Annotated in this window: 19 protein-coding genes; 7 read left to right on the top strand and 12 right to left on the bottom strand. The window is 47.5% G+C overall.

All coding sequences use genetic code 11. The features are described 5' to 3' along the window. Positions 1 to 15 precede the first annotated feature (15 nt). Positions 16 to 114, top strand: coding sequence for a type II toxin-antitoxin system RelB/DinJ family antitoxin (locus LH51_RS24655; protein WP_442934812.1), 99 nt, complete (start codon positions 16 to 18; stop codon positions 112 to 114). A gap of 83 nt (positions 115 to 197) precedes the next feature. Here LH51_RS24655 and LH51_RS04945 read toward each other — a convergent pair whose 3' ends face one another. Together LH51_RS04945 and LH51_RS04950 are read right to left on the bottom strand one after the other, a co-directional pair. Continuing rightward, positions 198 to 557 carry a hypothetical protein gene (locus tag LH51_RS04945; protein WP_144244181.1) on the bottom strand — a complete coding sequence of 120 codons (360 nt, stop codon included), beginning with the start codon at positions 555 to 557 and terminating at the stop codon, positions 198 to 200. 106 nt (positions 558 to 663) lie between these two features. Beyond that, a complete protein-coding gene (locus LH51_RS04950) occupies positions 664 to 1,260 on the bottom strand; it encodes a DUF459 domain-containing protein (RefSeq protein WP_036520360.1) in 597 nt (198 codons plus the stop codon). 162 nt (positions 1,261 to 1,422) lie between these two features. Between LH51_RS04950 and rlmF the strand changes: the two genes are divergently transcribed. Further along, positions 1,423 to 2,397 (top strand): 23S rRNA (adenine(1618)-N(6))-methyltransferase RlmF, encoded by a 975-nt coding sequence (gene rlmF / locus LH51_RS04955; protein WP_235263528.1) that lies wholly within the window; start codon positions 1,423 to 1,425, stop codon positions 2,395 to 2,397. 115 nt (positions 2,398 to 2,512) lie between these two features. Here the strand turns inward: rlmF and LH51_RS04960 are convergent, their stop codons facing one another. From LH51_RS04960 to LH51_RS23405, 3 genes are all read right to left on the bottom strand, one after another. Further along, a complete protein-coding gene (locus LH51_RS04960; protein WP_036520363.1) occupies positions 2,513 to 2,788 on the bottom strand; it encodes a CopG family antitoxin in 276 nt (91 codons plus the stop codon). 125 nt (positions 2,789 to 2,913) lie between these two features. Continuing rightward, on the bottom strand, positions 2,914 to 3,396 hold the full coding sequence (locus LH51_RS23400) for a LysR substrate-binding domain-containing protein (protein WP_327124301.1): 483 nt from the start codon (positions 3,394 to 3,396) through the stop codon (positions 2,914 to 2,916). Then, positions 3,299 to 3,877 (bottom strand): LysR family transcriptional regulator, encoded by a 579-nt coding sequence (locus LH51_RS23405; RefSeq protein WP_200881875.1) that lies wholly within the window; start codon positions 3,875 to 3,877, stop codon positions 3,299 to 3,301. Before LH51_RS23405 ends, LH51_RS23400 begins: the two co-directional genes overlap by 98 nt. Before the next feature lie 152 nt (positions 3,878 to 4,029). Here LH51_RS23405 and LH51_RS04970 point away from each other — a divergent pair, with 152 nt between their 5' ends. The 4 genes from LH51_RS04970 (at position 4,030) to LH51_RS04985 (ending at position 7,471) form a co-directional block, all read left to right on the top strand. Continuing rightward, positions 4,030 to 5,217, top strand: a complete 1,188-nt coding sequence (locus tag LH51_RS04970; protein ID WP_081960666.1) for an MFS transporter — start codon at positions 4,030 to 4,032, stop codon at positions 5,215 to 5,217. 105 nt (positions 5,218 to 5,322) lie between these two features. Next, positions 5,323 to 5,868: a hypothetical protein gene (locus LH51_RS04975; protein WP_200881876.1), complete on the top strand. Its 546-nt coding sequence runs from the start codon at positions 5,323 to 5,325 to the stop codon at positions 5,866 to 5,868. After that, positions 5,861 to 6,262, top strand: coding sequence for a hypothetical protein (locus LH51_RS04980; RefSeq protein WP_036520371.1), 402 nt, complete (start codon positions 5,861 to 5,863; stop codon positions 6,260 to 6,262). The genes LH51_RS04975 and LH51_RS04980 overlap by 8 nt, the downstream gene beginning before the upstream one ends. Positions 6,263 to 6,571: 309 nt before the next feature. Beyond that, positions 6,572 to 7,471 carry a DNA ligase gene (locus LH51_RS04985; RefSeq protein ID WP_081960667.1) on the top strand — a complete coding sequence of 300 codons (900 nt, stop codon included), beginning with the start codon at positions 6,572 to 6,574 and terminating at the stop codon, positions 7,469 to 7,471. Here LH51_RS04985 and LH51_RS04990 read toward each other — a convergent pair. Further along, positions 7,441 to 8,430, bottom strand: coding sequence for a LysR substrate-binding domain-containing protein (locus tag LH51_RS04990; protein ID WP_052063454.1), 990 nt, complete (start codon positions 8,428 to 8,430; stop codon positions 7,441 to 7,443). The genes LH51_RS04985 and LH51_RS04990 overlap by 31 nt on opposite strands. 327 nt (positions 8,431 to 8,757) lie before the next feature. On the opposite strand from LH51_RS04990, the gene LH51_RS19865 reads away from it, so the two are divergent. Then, positions 8,758 to 8,886, top strand: coding sequence for a DUF1127 domain-containing protein (locus LH51_RS19865; protein WP_160173679.1), 129 nt, complete (start codon positions 8,758 to 8,760; stop codon positions 8,884 to 8,886). A 113-nt stretch (positions 8,887 to 8,999) separates the two neighbouring features. On the opposite strand, the gene LH51_RS04995 is transcribed toward LH51_RS19865, so the two are convergent. The 6 genes from LH51_RS04995 to LH51_RS05025 form a co-directional block, all read right to left on the bottom strand. Further along, positions 9,000 to 9,263 carry a Txe/YoeB family addiction module toxin gene (locus LH51_RS04995; RefSeq protein ID WP_036520373.1) on the bottom strand — a complete coding sequence of 88 codons (264 nt, stop codon included), beginning with the start codon at positions 9,261 to 9,263 and terminating at the stop codon, positions 9,000 to 9,002. Continuing rightward, positions 9,260 to 9,502, bottom strand: coding sequence for a type II toxin-antitoxin system Phd/YefM family antitoxin (locus tag LH51_RS05000; protein WP_036520375.1), 243 nt, complete (start codon positions 9,500 to 9,502; stop codon positions 9,260 to 9,262). Before LH51_RS05000 ends, LH51_RS04995 begins: the two co-directional genes overlap by 4 nt. Positions 9,503 to 9,885: 383 nt before the next feature. Beyond that, the gene (locus LH51_RS05010) at positions 9,886 to 10,581 is read right to left on the bottom strand and encodes a hypothetical protein (protein WP_036520379.1); all 696 of its coding nucleotides are present in this window, start codon (positions 10,579 to 10,581) and stop codon (positions 9,886 to 9,888) included. Between the two features lie 241 nt (positions 10,582 to 10,822). After that, a complete protein-coding gene (locus tag LH51_RS05015; RefSeq protein ID WP_036520381.1) occupies positions 10,823 to 11,038 on the bottom strand; it encodes a TIGR02450 family Trp-rich protein in 216 nt (71 codons plus the stop codon). A gap of 157 nt (positions 11,039 to 11,195) precedes the next feature. Continuing rightward, positions 11,196 to 11,585 (bottom strand): tautomerase family protein, encoded by a 390-nt coding sequence (locus tag LH51_RS05020; protein ID WP_036520383.1) that lies wholly within the window; start codon positions 11,583 to 11,585, stop codon positions 11,196 to 11,198. 48 nt (positions 11,586 to 11,633) lie between these two features. Then, positions 11,634 to 11,990, bottom strand: coding sequence for a MarR family transcriptional regulator (locus tag LH51_RS05025; RefSeq protein ID WP_200881878.1), 357 nt, complete (start codon positions 11,988 to 11,990; stop codon positions 11,634 to 11,636). Positions 11,991 to 12,103 lie beyond the last annotated feature (113 nt).

Raw genomic sequence — 12,103 nt, forward strand, 5'->3', positions numbered from 1 at the left:
ATTAATTACGGCGGCATCCCCTTTGAGCTTAAAATGAAGCAGCCCAATGCAGCAACAGCCGCAGCCATCTCCGAGCTAGAGTCCGGCAAGGCGAGTTCCGTTTCCAATCTTTAGGAGCTCTGAACATCGGCAAACTCCCGTGATATGTCCATGAATTCAGCAATTTCACGCTGAAGCAACCCTGGCGGCACGAATTATTAACCATACTTGATGGCTAGTAACATTACCGACACAGAAGCTGCCGCTGCAAAAGGGCTCAGCAGCAAGAGCAAAGAAACGCGGTATTCCTTCAAGGATTGATAAGTCCAATAGGCTGCAATAAAAAAGGAAGCAACCCCTGCCCCGTGGGCATTCTTACCCGAAAACTCAGCCATGCCGGTGCGTCCAGGATACGTCACATGATCAAAATAGAATGCCACTATACCAGCCACCAAGAACGTGAAACTGAGCAAACCGTATATGATTATCAAACGCCGACGGTAATAGTCAGCATCTCTGATTACTGGGTCAAACTTCATAAAACCACTACTCTCCCATGTAGTTAATGCAGGCAGCATGCTCGGCTGAAAAATAAGGACGAAGCAGCAAGTTGATTTTTCCCCTTTCCTTCATGACATCCTCCTGTATGCATAACGCCACTTTCCAGCTCTGCTGCATATTTTTTTAGGGCGCGTAAAACCACCAGTTTGGTGACGACGAAATTATGTGCGCCATTTTCACATAACCGCTGCTTCCAGGATGTGAACCGTCATTGTTCATCACCTCAAGCTTGTATGAATCATCAGACACCAGGGACGAAAAAAGATCAATGTAGGGCACGCTCTGCGCTGCCGCTTCTTCCGCAAAGGCCTGTGAAAGCGCCATGATTCTCTCATTTTGTTTGTCTTCACCAACTGGGGGTGGGCCAACCAAAATTGTTTTGTATTGTTTAGCCCTGTGAAGTAGCTCTCGTACATTTGCACGTGACTCAGCGTATGGAATACGCCTAGCTCCGTTTTCGATAACAGTGTCGTTGACTCCGCAGGAAAGCACGACTCGGCTATCACAGGTCTCGGGTAACCGCAGAGGGCATTCAATTTCAAAACGCTGCAGAATATCTCTGCTGGTGTTTCGTCGTATACCGAGGTTGTAGTAGGTGACGGGAATGTCGCGCGTATTCGCGGCAGCACACAATCGTCCAGCCCATCCAAGCGCTTCTTCATCCCCCGTGCCATTGACGAAAGAATCACCCACAAAACAAATTCTAATATCTGTAGTCATTAATACCTCGCGATTTTCATCCTGACGAGCCAGCCATAAACGGACGAGTGCGATGACGCCCTTCTGTATGCATAACACCCCGGTATGCCCAACACATACATAAAGATTATAATCATCGACTCAACCAGATCCACTCTACTTTTGAACTCAAGCCTCAGGCCTATGACTGTGAACACACGCCATCGAAGTAACAAAAGCCAAACCAGGACAGTTCTCAAAGGCCTGCACCCGAGGAATCTACATAACCAGGGCTATGATTTCCCGGCGCTGGTAAAAAGCCACCCCGCACTTGCCCCCCATGTGAAACCCAACGCTTACGGCGACCTTTCCATCGATTTCGCAGACCCCTTGGCGGTAAAAACGCTCAACGCGGCGTTATTAAACCGATACTACAATATTGTCGGCTGGGATATTCCAGAAGGCGCGCTTTGCCCGCCGATTCCAGGCAGAGCCGACTATATCCATTACATGGCTGACCTGCTTGGAGCTGAGCCTGGACTTGGCTCTGGACTTAACCCTGGACTTGAACAGCCCAGCATCAAACTGCTCGATATAGGCACTGGAGCCAATGGAATCTACCCGCTACTGGCCTGCCAAATTTACGGCTGGCAGTGTGTCGGTAGTGACATTAACACTCAGTCGCTTGAGAACGTCACCAGGATTATCGCCAAAAACCCCACACTCAAAGACCGTTTCACGCTGCGCAGGCAGCCGGATAAGAACCACATGTTTGAAGGCATCATTCAAGCAGGTGAATTCTTTGACGTCAGTGTATGCAACCCACCCTTTCATGCCTCGCTCGATGACGCACTTAAGGGCAGCCAGCTTAAAATCAACAACCTTGCTCGCAGTCGCGGTGTGCAAAACGCAACAGCCGAATCCCCCACTCTGAATTTTGGCGGGCTGGGAGCCGAGCTGTGGTGTAAGGGGGGCGAACAGCTGTTTCTTAAAAAGCTGGTCAGAGAAAGTCAGATGTATTCAACGCAATGTCGCTGGTTTACCAGCCTGGTTTCAAAAGCCGACACAGTTAAGCCTCTAAAGAAGCTGATTAGTAAGCTCGGTGCCGTTGATATACGGGAAATAGAGATGAAGCAGGGAAATAAGATTACCAGGGTATTGGCCTGGACATTTATTTGAGCCGCGCAGTGAAACTGCACCTGTTGCAACCGCTGGTTATGCGGCTGACTCATGTTCAACATCCCAGCCAGGAAATACTAATACAGCAGGATGAGATAAGAGAGGCCCATATAGGTTAGCTACGATCCTCATGCAAGCGACCCTCAACATACTTATGGAGGATACTGGCAACAAGTGTTTGGTAGGGGATACCTTCAGACAGTGCTTTTTTCTGAAGTCCCCGCAGGTCCTTGGAAGAAAGCCTGATGTTGATGCGGGCATCTTTCTTGAACATGGTTTCGGCATACTGTTGGTGCCGCACTTTTCGATCTTCAACATCTGGTGCACGCAGCAACTCGCCAGCATCGAACGCGTCCAGAATTTCCTGCTCTTCTTTATCCAGTCTGCTCATGTCGAACCTCCCAAATAGGTTTTAGTTGCCTTCCGGCTCGGAATGATCGTTTTCAGAAAAACTTCATCTTCCGACTCTACAAAGGGCACAAGATAGATGGCGCTTGTTTGGACCAGCCTCCGCTTTCATCGAGGAAAATCAACAACAGGGATCCAACTTTCAGCCCAGGTCTTATTAGCACTTTCACCCATGGACTCTAACGATGACATCATAAACTCAATAAAGACCCTGACCTTGGCGGGTAAATAATCTCGTTTGGGATAAATGGCAAACACGCCACTATCAGCTTGTGGCGGCCTGAAACAGGGGAACAGGGAAACCAAAGCTCCGCTGTTCAAACCACTTTTTGCAAGAAAGTGAGGCAGTTGAGCAAAACCCAGACCATCGGTACACATATGCGCCATTGTCTCGCCGTCATCGGTGATATGACTACGTTCTAATTCATAAGGGAGATACTCCCCTTTCTCATTCGGCAAAAAGATAGGCTGTAGCTGCTGTGTTTCCTTGATTCTAAAGCCAATCCAGCTGTGTTGTTGAAAATCGTCGGCACAACTCGGTGTGCCGTGTGCTTCCAGATATTGAGGGGACACACATGTCATAAAGTCCATTGGGCTGAGACTGCCTTGCCACTAGACGGCTGTCTGTCACGAAACCCGTTCGCAGCGCCACATCTATTTCATTCTCAATGATATCCACATATAGATCATTGATCTCTATTTCAAGCTTGATTTCCGGATAGCGCTGACAGAATGCCTGCAATAACGGGCGCAAATAGAGGTGGCCGTAGCAGGCGGCAGAATTAATACGCAAGGTGCCGCAAGGTGAATCATTTAAATGCCTCAGTTCATCTTCGCAGGAGGTAAGGTCCTGGAACAACTTGCGCACAGTATCGGCATAGCGCTTACCAGCTGTAGTTATGCGCAACTGACGGGTGGAGCGTTGGAAAAGAGTCAATCCCAACTGGGCTTCCAGACGGCCAATTGCCTTGCTGACCGTGGATGGATCTGTGTTGCAGCTTCTCGCTGCCGCCGCAAAGTTACCACTATCACAAGTGGCTAAGAATATTTCCAGTGAACGTAGCTTATCCATTGGCTGAGTATAGTCGGTCGTTCCTCAGACTGTCTATAACACGAAAATAATGAATATTCTTCACGACTGATAGGGAAGCCAACCTATTTTTCTGGGCTTTTCAGGGTCATAGAATTCCTGACGACAGAATACAGATATCTAAGTGAGGAATCATGTTGAAGCACTCTCTTTCAATACAACTACCGGCAAGCAATCCACTTGCATACTTTTTCCTAGGCTTTATCGCCATGGCTGGGCTGGCTTATATTAACTTTTTGCCGGGCGTTGTAAATGCACTGGCAGGCGGTATTGGTTTCAATGAGGCCGAAGCCGGGCAGATAGTTGCGCTTAATGGATATGGAAGTCTGCTGGGGTGTATTGTGTCCATTTTTATGGTCCGGTGCTTTCATTGGCAACCCGTTATGTTGGTATTTTTGACTCTGTTGGCGCTGGTTGATATCGGCACTATATGGGTTGATGACTACACCATCATGCTAGGCTGGCGTTTTCTGGCCGGGTTGCTGGGTGGGCTATGCGTCGGGATTGGCTTCTCGGTACTGGCTCGGCTGAATAATCCGGATCGTGCTTTTGGAACCTTGCTGTTTATACAGTTCAGTATTGGCTCTATCGTAATGTATGGGTTACCAGCGCTCGAAGAGCTACTGAACGCACATGCGGTTTTTTACGTCATGGCGGGTTTTATCTTTATCAGCCTGGTTCTGATACCCTTTCTTCCCGCTCTTCCACTGAGCAGTCAGTCAATCAGCCAATCCATGCCCTTAGCTAAGCTGTTTGGAAAACCAGTGCTATTGCTGTTGGCAATCGTGTTATATCTGACAGCTGCCAGTGCCATTTATGCTTACGTAGGGCTCATCGGCCTGGGCGCCAGTCTTACGTCTGAAAATATCAGTACCTACATCGCTATAACCGGCATGCTGGGGTTACTGGGGGCGATGATTCCAGTAATCAGTGGTAAACGTGTTAGTCGCATCTATATGGTTGTTACAGGCATCGCCATGTCGATACTGGCTGCAATACTGCTCAACTTTTCACACTTTACCTCTCTCTATGTTGTTGCCATGTCCTTACTGTTTTTTTCATGGCCAGCAGTCCAGTCATACTTGTTTGCAGTCACCGCCGAGATGGATAACAGCGGCAGGCTTTCAACCATTGCGGCAGTCGTCTCCTTTGTCGGACTGGCAACAGGACCGCTGCTAGCATCCAGTCTTCTGAATGATGGCAGCTTTGCAGTGATGCTTTACACCTGCGCGATGATCTTCCTGCTGAGCTTTTTGCTCTTGTTCAAACCTGTAAAGGCACAGGCAAAAGCACAAGACAGTGCATTTTCATCACAGCCTTGATCTTGGCACCTATAAAATTTGTGCTGTTTACAGCAAAGCATTGTTCTTAAATGGGATTGATACAAATCCTCAGGAGCTAAAATGATTCGATATATATGCAACAAAATGCTGCTATCCATGAAAAAGCGGTACGACTATGACGTTGGTTATATGCAGGATATTCTTCAAGCAGATGTAGGGGCGTTTTTAAAGTTTATGGGGTTTCAAACCATGTCATCCCACTCAGGACATGTACCGCCAGGGCCACTGTGCGCTGCCAGGATACGCGCAATTATCTGGGACGATTGCGGCCCCTGCACGCAGTTGGTGGTCAATATGGCTTTGGAAGCCAACGTAAGCCCGGATATTGTGAGCGCAATTATTGATAGAGACTTGAACAAGCTGCCCAAAGATATCGCACTGGTCGTGCAATTTACAGAGTCAGTGTTGGCCCACAATCCTGAGGCTGATGATTTGCGTGAAGAAATATTGGCCTTATGGGGCAAAAAAGGACTTATCACCCTTAGCTTTTGCATCAGTTCCTCGCGGGTTTATCCTGCACTGAAGTACGCCCTGGGATACGGTAAAACCTGTAGCAAAGTCATAGTGAATGACGCATCGCTGGCACCGACACGGCAAGCAGCGTTGCCCGTGAGACAGAAAAATGTTTAACAAAGCAACCATGATGACCGCCACCCTCTTGGGCTTGGCGGCCTTGGCTAATGGATTTTTTATGACATTCGCTCCTGAAGCCTGGTACTGGTTTGTACCTGGCGTACCGGGCCGAGGGCTGTTCAACCAGCATTTTGTCCGCGATATAGGTATCAACTACATTTTGATAGGTGTGGCCTTTATTGCTGGCGAAATGTCCATCAAACACCGGCTGGTACTCTGGTTGATGCCTACTGCATGGCTGACAGGTCACGCTATTATCCATGTGTGGGAGGTCATTGTTGGTATATGTGGAACGATATCCTTGTTTGAGGATTTTGCTGGCGTGACACTACCGGCATTATTGGCGCTAAGTTTGGTTTATGTCAGCTATAGGGATCAGAAAAATGAATAGAGCTAGAGTTCACCTTCAAAGCCAGACCACACTAACTCCACCCCATACGCCATTATGCATCATCTTTTAATGCCTGCCAGGAAAGTCTGTACACCTGTCGAGTCAGCACCGCCTCTAGCAAACACGCTCTACCCGCTCCTGCTCATCCCGAACCAGTTTCGTGACCACAAACACAGCAATGGCGGCTCTTCTGCGAGCGGAGAGTGACTAACTCATTGCCGCAGTGCGAAGCATAATTCCCGGTGCTATACTCTATTCGTACCGCTAGCGCAGGAGCGCTGCAACTTACTGACAAGCAAGGATGCTATGATGTCAAAACTCTCGAAGCTCTCAAAACGCTCAACATTACCTCGCGTTTATTTTACTCTTCTGTGTGTTGGCGCTTGTGCCCTATTCTCGGTGAAATCTTCAGCACAAGTGCAACTGGCAAAGGTCTATAACCAGGATAGTGCCGTCACCATCAGCGACTATTTAGTCAGTGAAAAATATGATGGTGTAAGGGCTATATGGACAGGCGAACAACTGCTGACCCGGCAAGGTAACCCGATACCAGCGCCTAATTGGTTCACCGCCCCCTTACCTGCGGTTTGGCTGGATGGTGAGTTATGGACACAACGTCAGGATTTCGAAGCCCTGAGTGGCATCGTACGCACCCAAGTAGCCAACGATGACCAATGGCGTCAGGTCAACTATATGGTTTTTGACATGCCTGATGCCCAGCTTCCCTTTGAGCAGCGTTACAGAAACTATACCGACTTAATAGAACAGATAAATGCAGAGCATATCAAAGCCGTAAAACAGCTGCGTTTTGATTCCAATCAGGCGTTAAGTGAACATCTGCAGGATGTTGTTGAAAGCGGCGCGGAAGGCTTGATGCTGCATTTAGCCAGCGCACAGCATCGGTCTGGCAGAACTGATGCGTTATTGAAGTTAAAGCCTTATTTTGATGCCGAAGCCGAGGTGATTGCGCATTTACCCGGCCGAGGCAAATACACCGGCATGCTGGGCGCTCTGCGAGTGCGAAATCAACAAGGCATTGAATTTTCTGTCGGCAGCGGATTCACTGACGCCGAACGCGCCAATCCACCGTCTATCGGCAGTACAATTACCTATAAATACCACGGCTACACCAATAATGGTTTGCCCCGTTTTACCAGTTTTTTACGGGTTCGGGACGATCACCCTTTAACAACGGCGCGAACGCAATGAGCGTCCGCTTGCCTGACCTCTTCCATATTGGGATGCGTCTTTAAATAGGTCATCCACGATACATCAATGGCTTTCACTTCATCTTCAATCCAGCGTTTGAACGCCATCACCTTTTGATACTTAAAATGAGGGGCAGGCGCGACAAGGTAAAAGTCATACTGCGACTTCATATAAATGGGCAGCGGGCAAATAAGCTGACCTTTTTCTATCTGCTCATACACCAGACTATAACGCATCATCGCCAGCCCTTGGCGAGACAACAACGCCTCCATCAAAGAGGTCGAATCCGCCACATGCAAATGCGATTTCATCGGCATATCGTAAAGGTCTAAAAATCGCTGTAACACCGGCCACACATGCTGAACATCCGGTCCAGTATCGGTAATAATAGGAATATTGAGTAATTGTGCCTTAATTGGCTCGTCCATGTTAATCATCGATGGATGGCACACCAACACTAAGTACTCTTTAAACAACAACTGTGAAGTCAGCCCAGCATACTGGCCTTGACCTAAACGAATACATAAGTCCAAATCACTGTCCGCAAAGGTCGATATATCAATGCTTGGACTCAGCCGAAGATGAATCTCCGGCTGCTGAGCCTGGAAGCGACCCAAACGCGACACCAGCCAACGGTTGGAAAACGACGGTACCGTACTGATCACCAGGGTATTAGGATTCGGGTCCTCCATAATCCCTTTGACCCCCTCTTCCAATAAGCCAAACGCCTTCTCAACATACTCAAATAAATACTGCCCTTCCACCGTCAGCACCACTTGGCGGGTGTGTCGTTCAAACAACGCCACCCCCAACGCCTGCTCCAAGGTTTTAATCTGCTGACTCACCGCCGCCTGCGTGACAAAAAGAGACTCCGCCGCCTTCTTAAAACTCAACGTCTGTGCCGCATAACGAAAGGCTTGTAAGGATTTAAGCGGTGGTAAAACACGACTGGAAGACATTGACGGCAGTTCTCATAAATAAGATTTTCTTAACTATAAAGCACTTTTTCTCGTTTGTCGCACCGCATTGAATAACCGATTATTTATCTAAAGCAGACTACCTATAAAGGGACCAGATCTCTTAAAGATAAAAGTACCGAGAACCCTCACATGAACTAGGCGCTTAGGGGATCTGCCCCGTAAACAGACAGACAAGGAAAAGGAGAAACACCATGAAAACATGCCCATCAGAAGAAATGAGCATCGTTAAAAGCAACCACTTAGACATCAACAACTGCTGCAAAGTAACATTAGAGAATCTAAAAGAAAAACCATGGAAAGCGAATCTTGAAAAAAGTCGTCCATAACTGGCGCACCAGAAGCCGACTCAGCCAGCTAAACGAAGCGCAACTGAAAGACATCGGCCTGACCGTCGCCGACGTAGATCACGAAATCAACAAACCGCTGTGGAGGTGATTGTCTTCATAATTCACTATTTCGGCGTCCCGTCCTCAAACCGGAACGTCACACGCCGTTTGGGAGCCGAGAAGCGGTGGAGAAATTGTCAGGCAGCAGCGGCTGGTTATACATTATTCGTAGTGGCTCCAGAGCCTCAGAACTTTCACCACTTGCTCATCTTCCAGCACTTGGTAGACCAGACGATGCTGAATATTGATGCGGCGCGAATAGGCCCCCGCAAGATCCCCAATGAGCTTTTCAAATGGAGGCGGCTTGCGGTATGGATCTTCCGCTATCAGCGTTAACAGTTCTTGGGCTTTGGGTTTGAGGCCGCTGGAGGCCAATTTCTTTGCGTCTTTCTGGGCTTGCTTGATGTAAACCAACTTCCATGTCACCAGTCCAACTCCTCATTGCATTCATCCACGGGGGTATCCATCCCCTCACGAATAGACTCCCGCATACCGGGTACGGAGAGTAGGTAAAGTGTTTCCTGAATTGCAGACCAGTCTTCCTCGGAGACCAGGATGGCTTTGTTCCGCTTACCCATGATGACGATTGGTTGGTGGGACTCAGCGGTCTCGTCAATCAACCGATAAAGGTTGCTGCGCGCTTCAGTTGCTGTGATTCCGTTCATAACGCACCTCTTGCGTGTTTAACTTTTAATCAAGTGTACGCTTATAAGTACGTACGTCAAGACGAACGCCTTGTGCAACGCTCTGCTTTGGGCACCAGATAGACCTATACCTCTATTTCAATCACTCAGTATTAATTTTTGAAAAAAGCAGTGACCTTCTTCAGAACATATATATATATAACAACTACCAAAACAATATAAGCACAAAGAACAACACCAATAACAAACGTGTTGCTCAAGTAGCTTAAAAGCACAAAAATTCCATAGATAGCAAGCGCCCAATACAATAAACCCAAAATCTCATCAATCAACGTGAATTTTGATATGTAATATGCCCATTTTCTCTTCTGCATATCAGATGCCTCATGTCTCGTGGGATCAGTTTAATTCATATTTTCTGTTGATCGCATCCATGAATTCATCATGATTTCGTTCAGCAGTAGATATATAGCCTGAACATATTTTTCCAAGGGCTTTTCCAGTAGAAAATATAGCAGCTGCAAATCCCCTTTTCTTTGTAGGATGAAGTAGAGTTGCGGACTCTTCATTCGAAGTCTCATGGCTGCATGTGAAGAGCGCTGCATTAGCCCTTGCATCATAAGCAGACCGATGGGAGTGCCTATACCTGTAGCTGATGCACCAGCCGATACCCCAATACGTTTTGCAATCTGCTTATATGCTGCACTTGCTGCAATGGCAAAAGCAATTCTAGTAGCTACTGCCTCAGCAAGTTTTTTACCTATCACCATTCTCCCGGCTGTATACCCAGCGCCTATACCCGCCTGCTCTGCCAATGTCACAATCGCGTCTTCAGGAAAATATGAGTAATAGTGCTCAAGGACATAAACAATACTTTTGTAAAGAGGACTCCTTCGATCACTGGAGCCATACCTGAAAAAGTCCTCGAGCAAAGATACCATTGCCCTATTTTCATAGCCAATGTTAGCTATTCGACCATCGTTGCCAAGCCCAAGTCCCTCTCCTGTTCGTTGTATGCCAAAAGCAACGTCTTGTCCTACAGAGTAAACCCCCTTACCTAAAGCTACGGCAACATCAATTGAACTATCCATAAATGACATAATCTTCTTCCTTTTTGTATAACGTTTATATAGCAGCCCCAAATACCACTTTACCAAGATGACTGCCCAATACAGGTTCCCGAAGAGCTTAGGGCTGATATGTCTTCCCTAGCATGTACAGCCTTGATATCTGATAGACAAACAGGTCATCAAGACCACTACCTCAGCATCATAACCATAATATATGTAATGGATTAAAGCAGGCAATATCCAGGGTTGCAAGGTTGGAAGCAGTTACACTCTACTTCCAACCCATATGCCACTCGGCATCATCCTTTAATTCCTGCCATGGAAATTTGTATACCTGCTTGGTCAACACCGCCTCTAGCAAACACGCCTCTACCCGCTCCTGCTCATCCCGAACCAGCTTCGTGACCATAAAGTGCTTTTCTTTATTACGTGGTGTAACGGCTGTCCATTTACTGCGCAGCAACTTCTCTGGATTGATGGCGTTCACATCTTATCCTCATCCGAATATAACCTATTGAACTGACTTATGCCGTTTGAACGTTAACAAAGTAAAAATGGATCAGGGTTAAGCCAAAGCTCTCTCGGCATTGGCATCCTGCGTCATTCTATCGCCCGGGGACCGGGCTCCTACCATAGGAGCCTCACTAAATGTGGTATCGGTACTCTTGAGTCTTGCCTCCGTAGCCGTATGCAGTAGCGCGTACATCTTGAACATAAACATAACTGACCTCATGCAGATCGCCGAGCAATTGGCTGAACCCGTCAAATGCAGCATGGATGTACTCGACTTTTTCAGCTTTGGTGTTTGTTTCATCTGTGATTTTGATATCAAAGTAGATTGTTTTTTTGCCGAGCTCTGCTAAAGACTTACCACCAATGAGCCAGTCTTCTGGATCGACATAGTCGATGGCGATTGATGTTACCTCCGGCTTTTTCTTGAGGATTCGGGTTGTGAGGTCCATTAAGAGGCCGGAAATAGATGTTGTCATCTCCGGCGATTTTTTTGCACTTACTTTGACGTTGAGAATGGGCATAGTAGATCTCCATTAGTTAGCTTTGCAACTATATAGGTATAAAAACACTCACTTTAAGGCGGAGCGCACACCACGAACCTTGGTCACCGTATCAGTAAAATCGTCTTGTCCTATGGTGTTCTTAATTCTTGTCGTCACAACCCCGCTAGCCTCATTGAGCGCCGCATGAATTTCAACCGCCGCATCTGTCGGCTGAACCGTTTGCTCTCTACCATCGTGCTTGGAACTTACCCGCTGGATAAACCCCTTCGCGGCAAGTGCATCAAGAGCGCGGGTTGCTGTGGGTCGTGATATGGCCATGGATTCAGCAATTTCACGCTGAAGTAATCCAGGCTTGTCTAACACCGTACGAAGCATAAATGCTTGGGGCGGTGTTAACCCAAAAGGTGCAAAGGCATCAGCCACTCTTTTTCAAGTTGGCGAGCCAGCGCAGTGGTATTGAAGTAGAGGCAATATTCAAACATAGCTGCAGTCTAGCCACATATAGTTAGCAATGCAACTATATATATACAAAACCA

The sequence above is a fragment of the Nitrincola sp. A-D6 genome (genome assembly GCF_000764495.1).
Taxonomy (GTDB): Bacteria; Pseudomonadota; Gammaproteobacteria; order Pseudomonadales; family Balneatricaceae; genus Nitrincola.

What these genes read in the sequence shown, in the direction of transcription:
- LH51_RS04975 (WP_200881876.1), top strand. Translation starts at nt 5,323, where the DNA reads ATGCTGCTATCCATGAAAAAGCGGTACGACTATGACGTTGGTTATATG.
- LH51_RS04980 (WP_036520371.1), top strand. Translation starts at nt 5,861, where the DNA reads ATGTTTAACAAAGCAACCATGATGACCGCCACCCTCTTGGGCTTGGCG.
- LH51_RS04985 (WP_081960667.1), top strand. Translation starts at nt 6,572, where the DNA reads ATGTCAAAACTCTCGAAGCTCTCAAAACGCTCAACATTACCTCGCGTT.
- LH51_RS05010 (WP_036520379.1), bottom strand. Translation starts at nt 10,581, where the DNA reads ATGTCATTTATGGATAGTTCAATTGATGTTGCCGTAGCTTTAGGTAAG.
- LH51_RS05020 (WP_036520383.1), bottom strand. Translation starts at nt 11,585, where the DNA reads ATGCCCATTCTCAACGTCAAAGTAAGTGCAAAAAAATCGCCGGAGATG.
- LH51_RS04970 (WP_081960666.1), top strand. Translation starts at nt 4,030, where the DNA reads ATGTTGAAGCACTCTCTTTCAATACAACTACCGGCAAGCAATCCACTT.
- LH51_RS04960 (WP_036520363.1), bottom strand. Translation starts at nt 2,788, where the DNA reads ATGAGCAGACTGGATAAAGAAGAGCAGGAAATTCTGGACGCGTTCGAT.
- rlmF (WP_235263528.1), top strand. Translation starts at nt 1,423, where the DNA reads ATGACTGTGAACACACGCCATCGAAGTAACAAAAGCCAAACCAGGACA.
- LH51_RS04945 (WP_144244181.1), bottom strand. Translation starts at nt 557, where the DNA reads ATGCTGCCTGCATTAACTACATGGGAGAGTAGTGGTTTTATGAAGTTT.
- LH51_RS04950 (WP_036520360.1), bottom strand. Translation starts at nt 1,260, where the DNA reads ATGACTACAGATATTAGAATTTGTTTTGTGGGTGATTCTTTCGTCAAT.
- LH51_RS23405 (WP_200881875.1), bottom strand. Translation starts at nt 3,877, where the DNA reads ATGGATAAGCTACGTTCACTGGAAATATTCTTAGCCACTTGTGATAGT.
- LH51_RS04990 (WP_052063454.1), bottom strand. Translation starts at nt 8,430, where the DNA reads ATGTCTTCCAGTCGTGTTTTACCACCGCTTAAATCCTTACAAGCCTTT.
- LH51_RS05000 (WP_036520375.1), bottom strand. Translation starts at nt 9,502, where the DNA reads ATGAACGGAATCACAGCAACTGAAGCGCGCAGCAACCTTTATCGGTTG.
- LH51_RS23400 (WP_327124301.1), bottom strand. Translation starts at nt 3,396, where the DNA reads ATGGACTTTATGACATGTGTGTCCCCTCAATATCTGGAAGCACACGGC.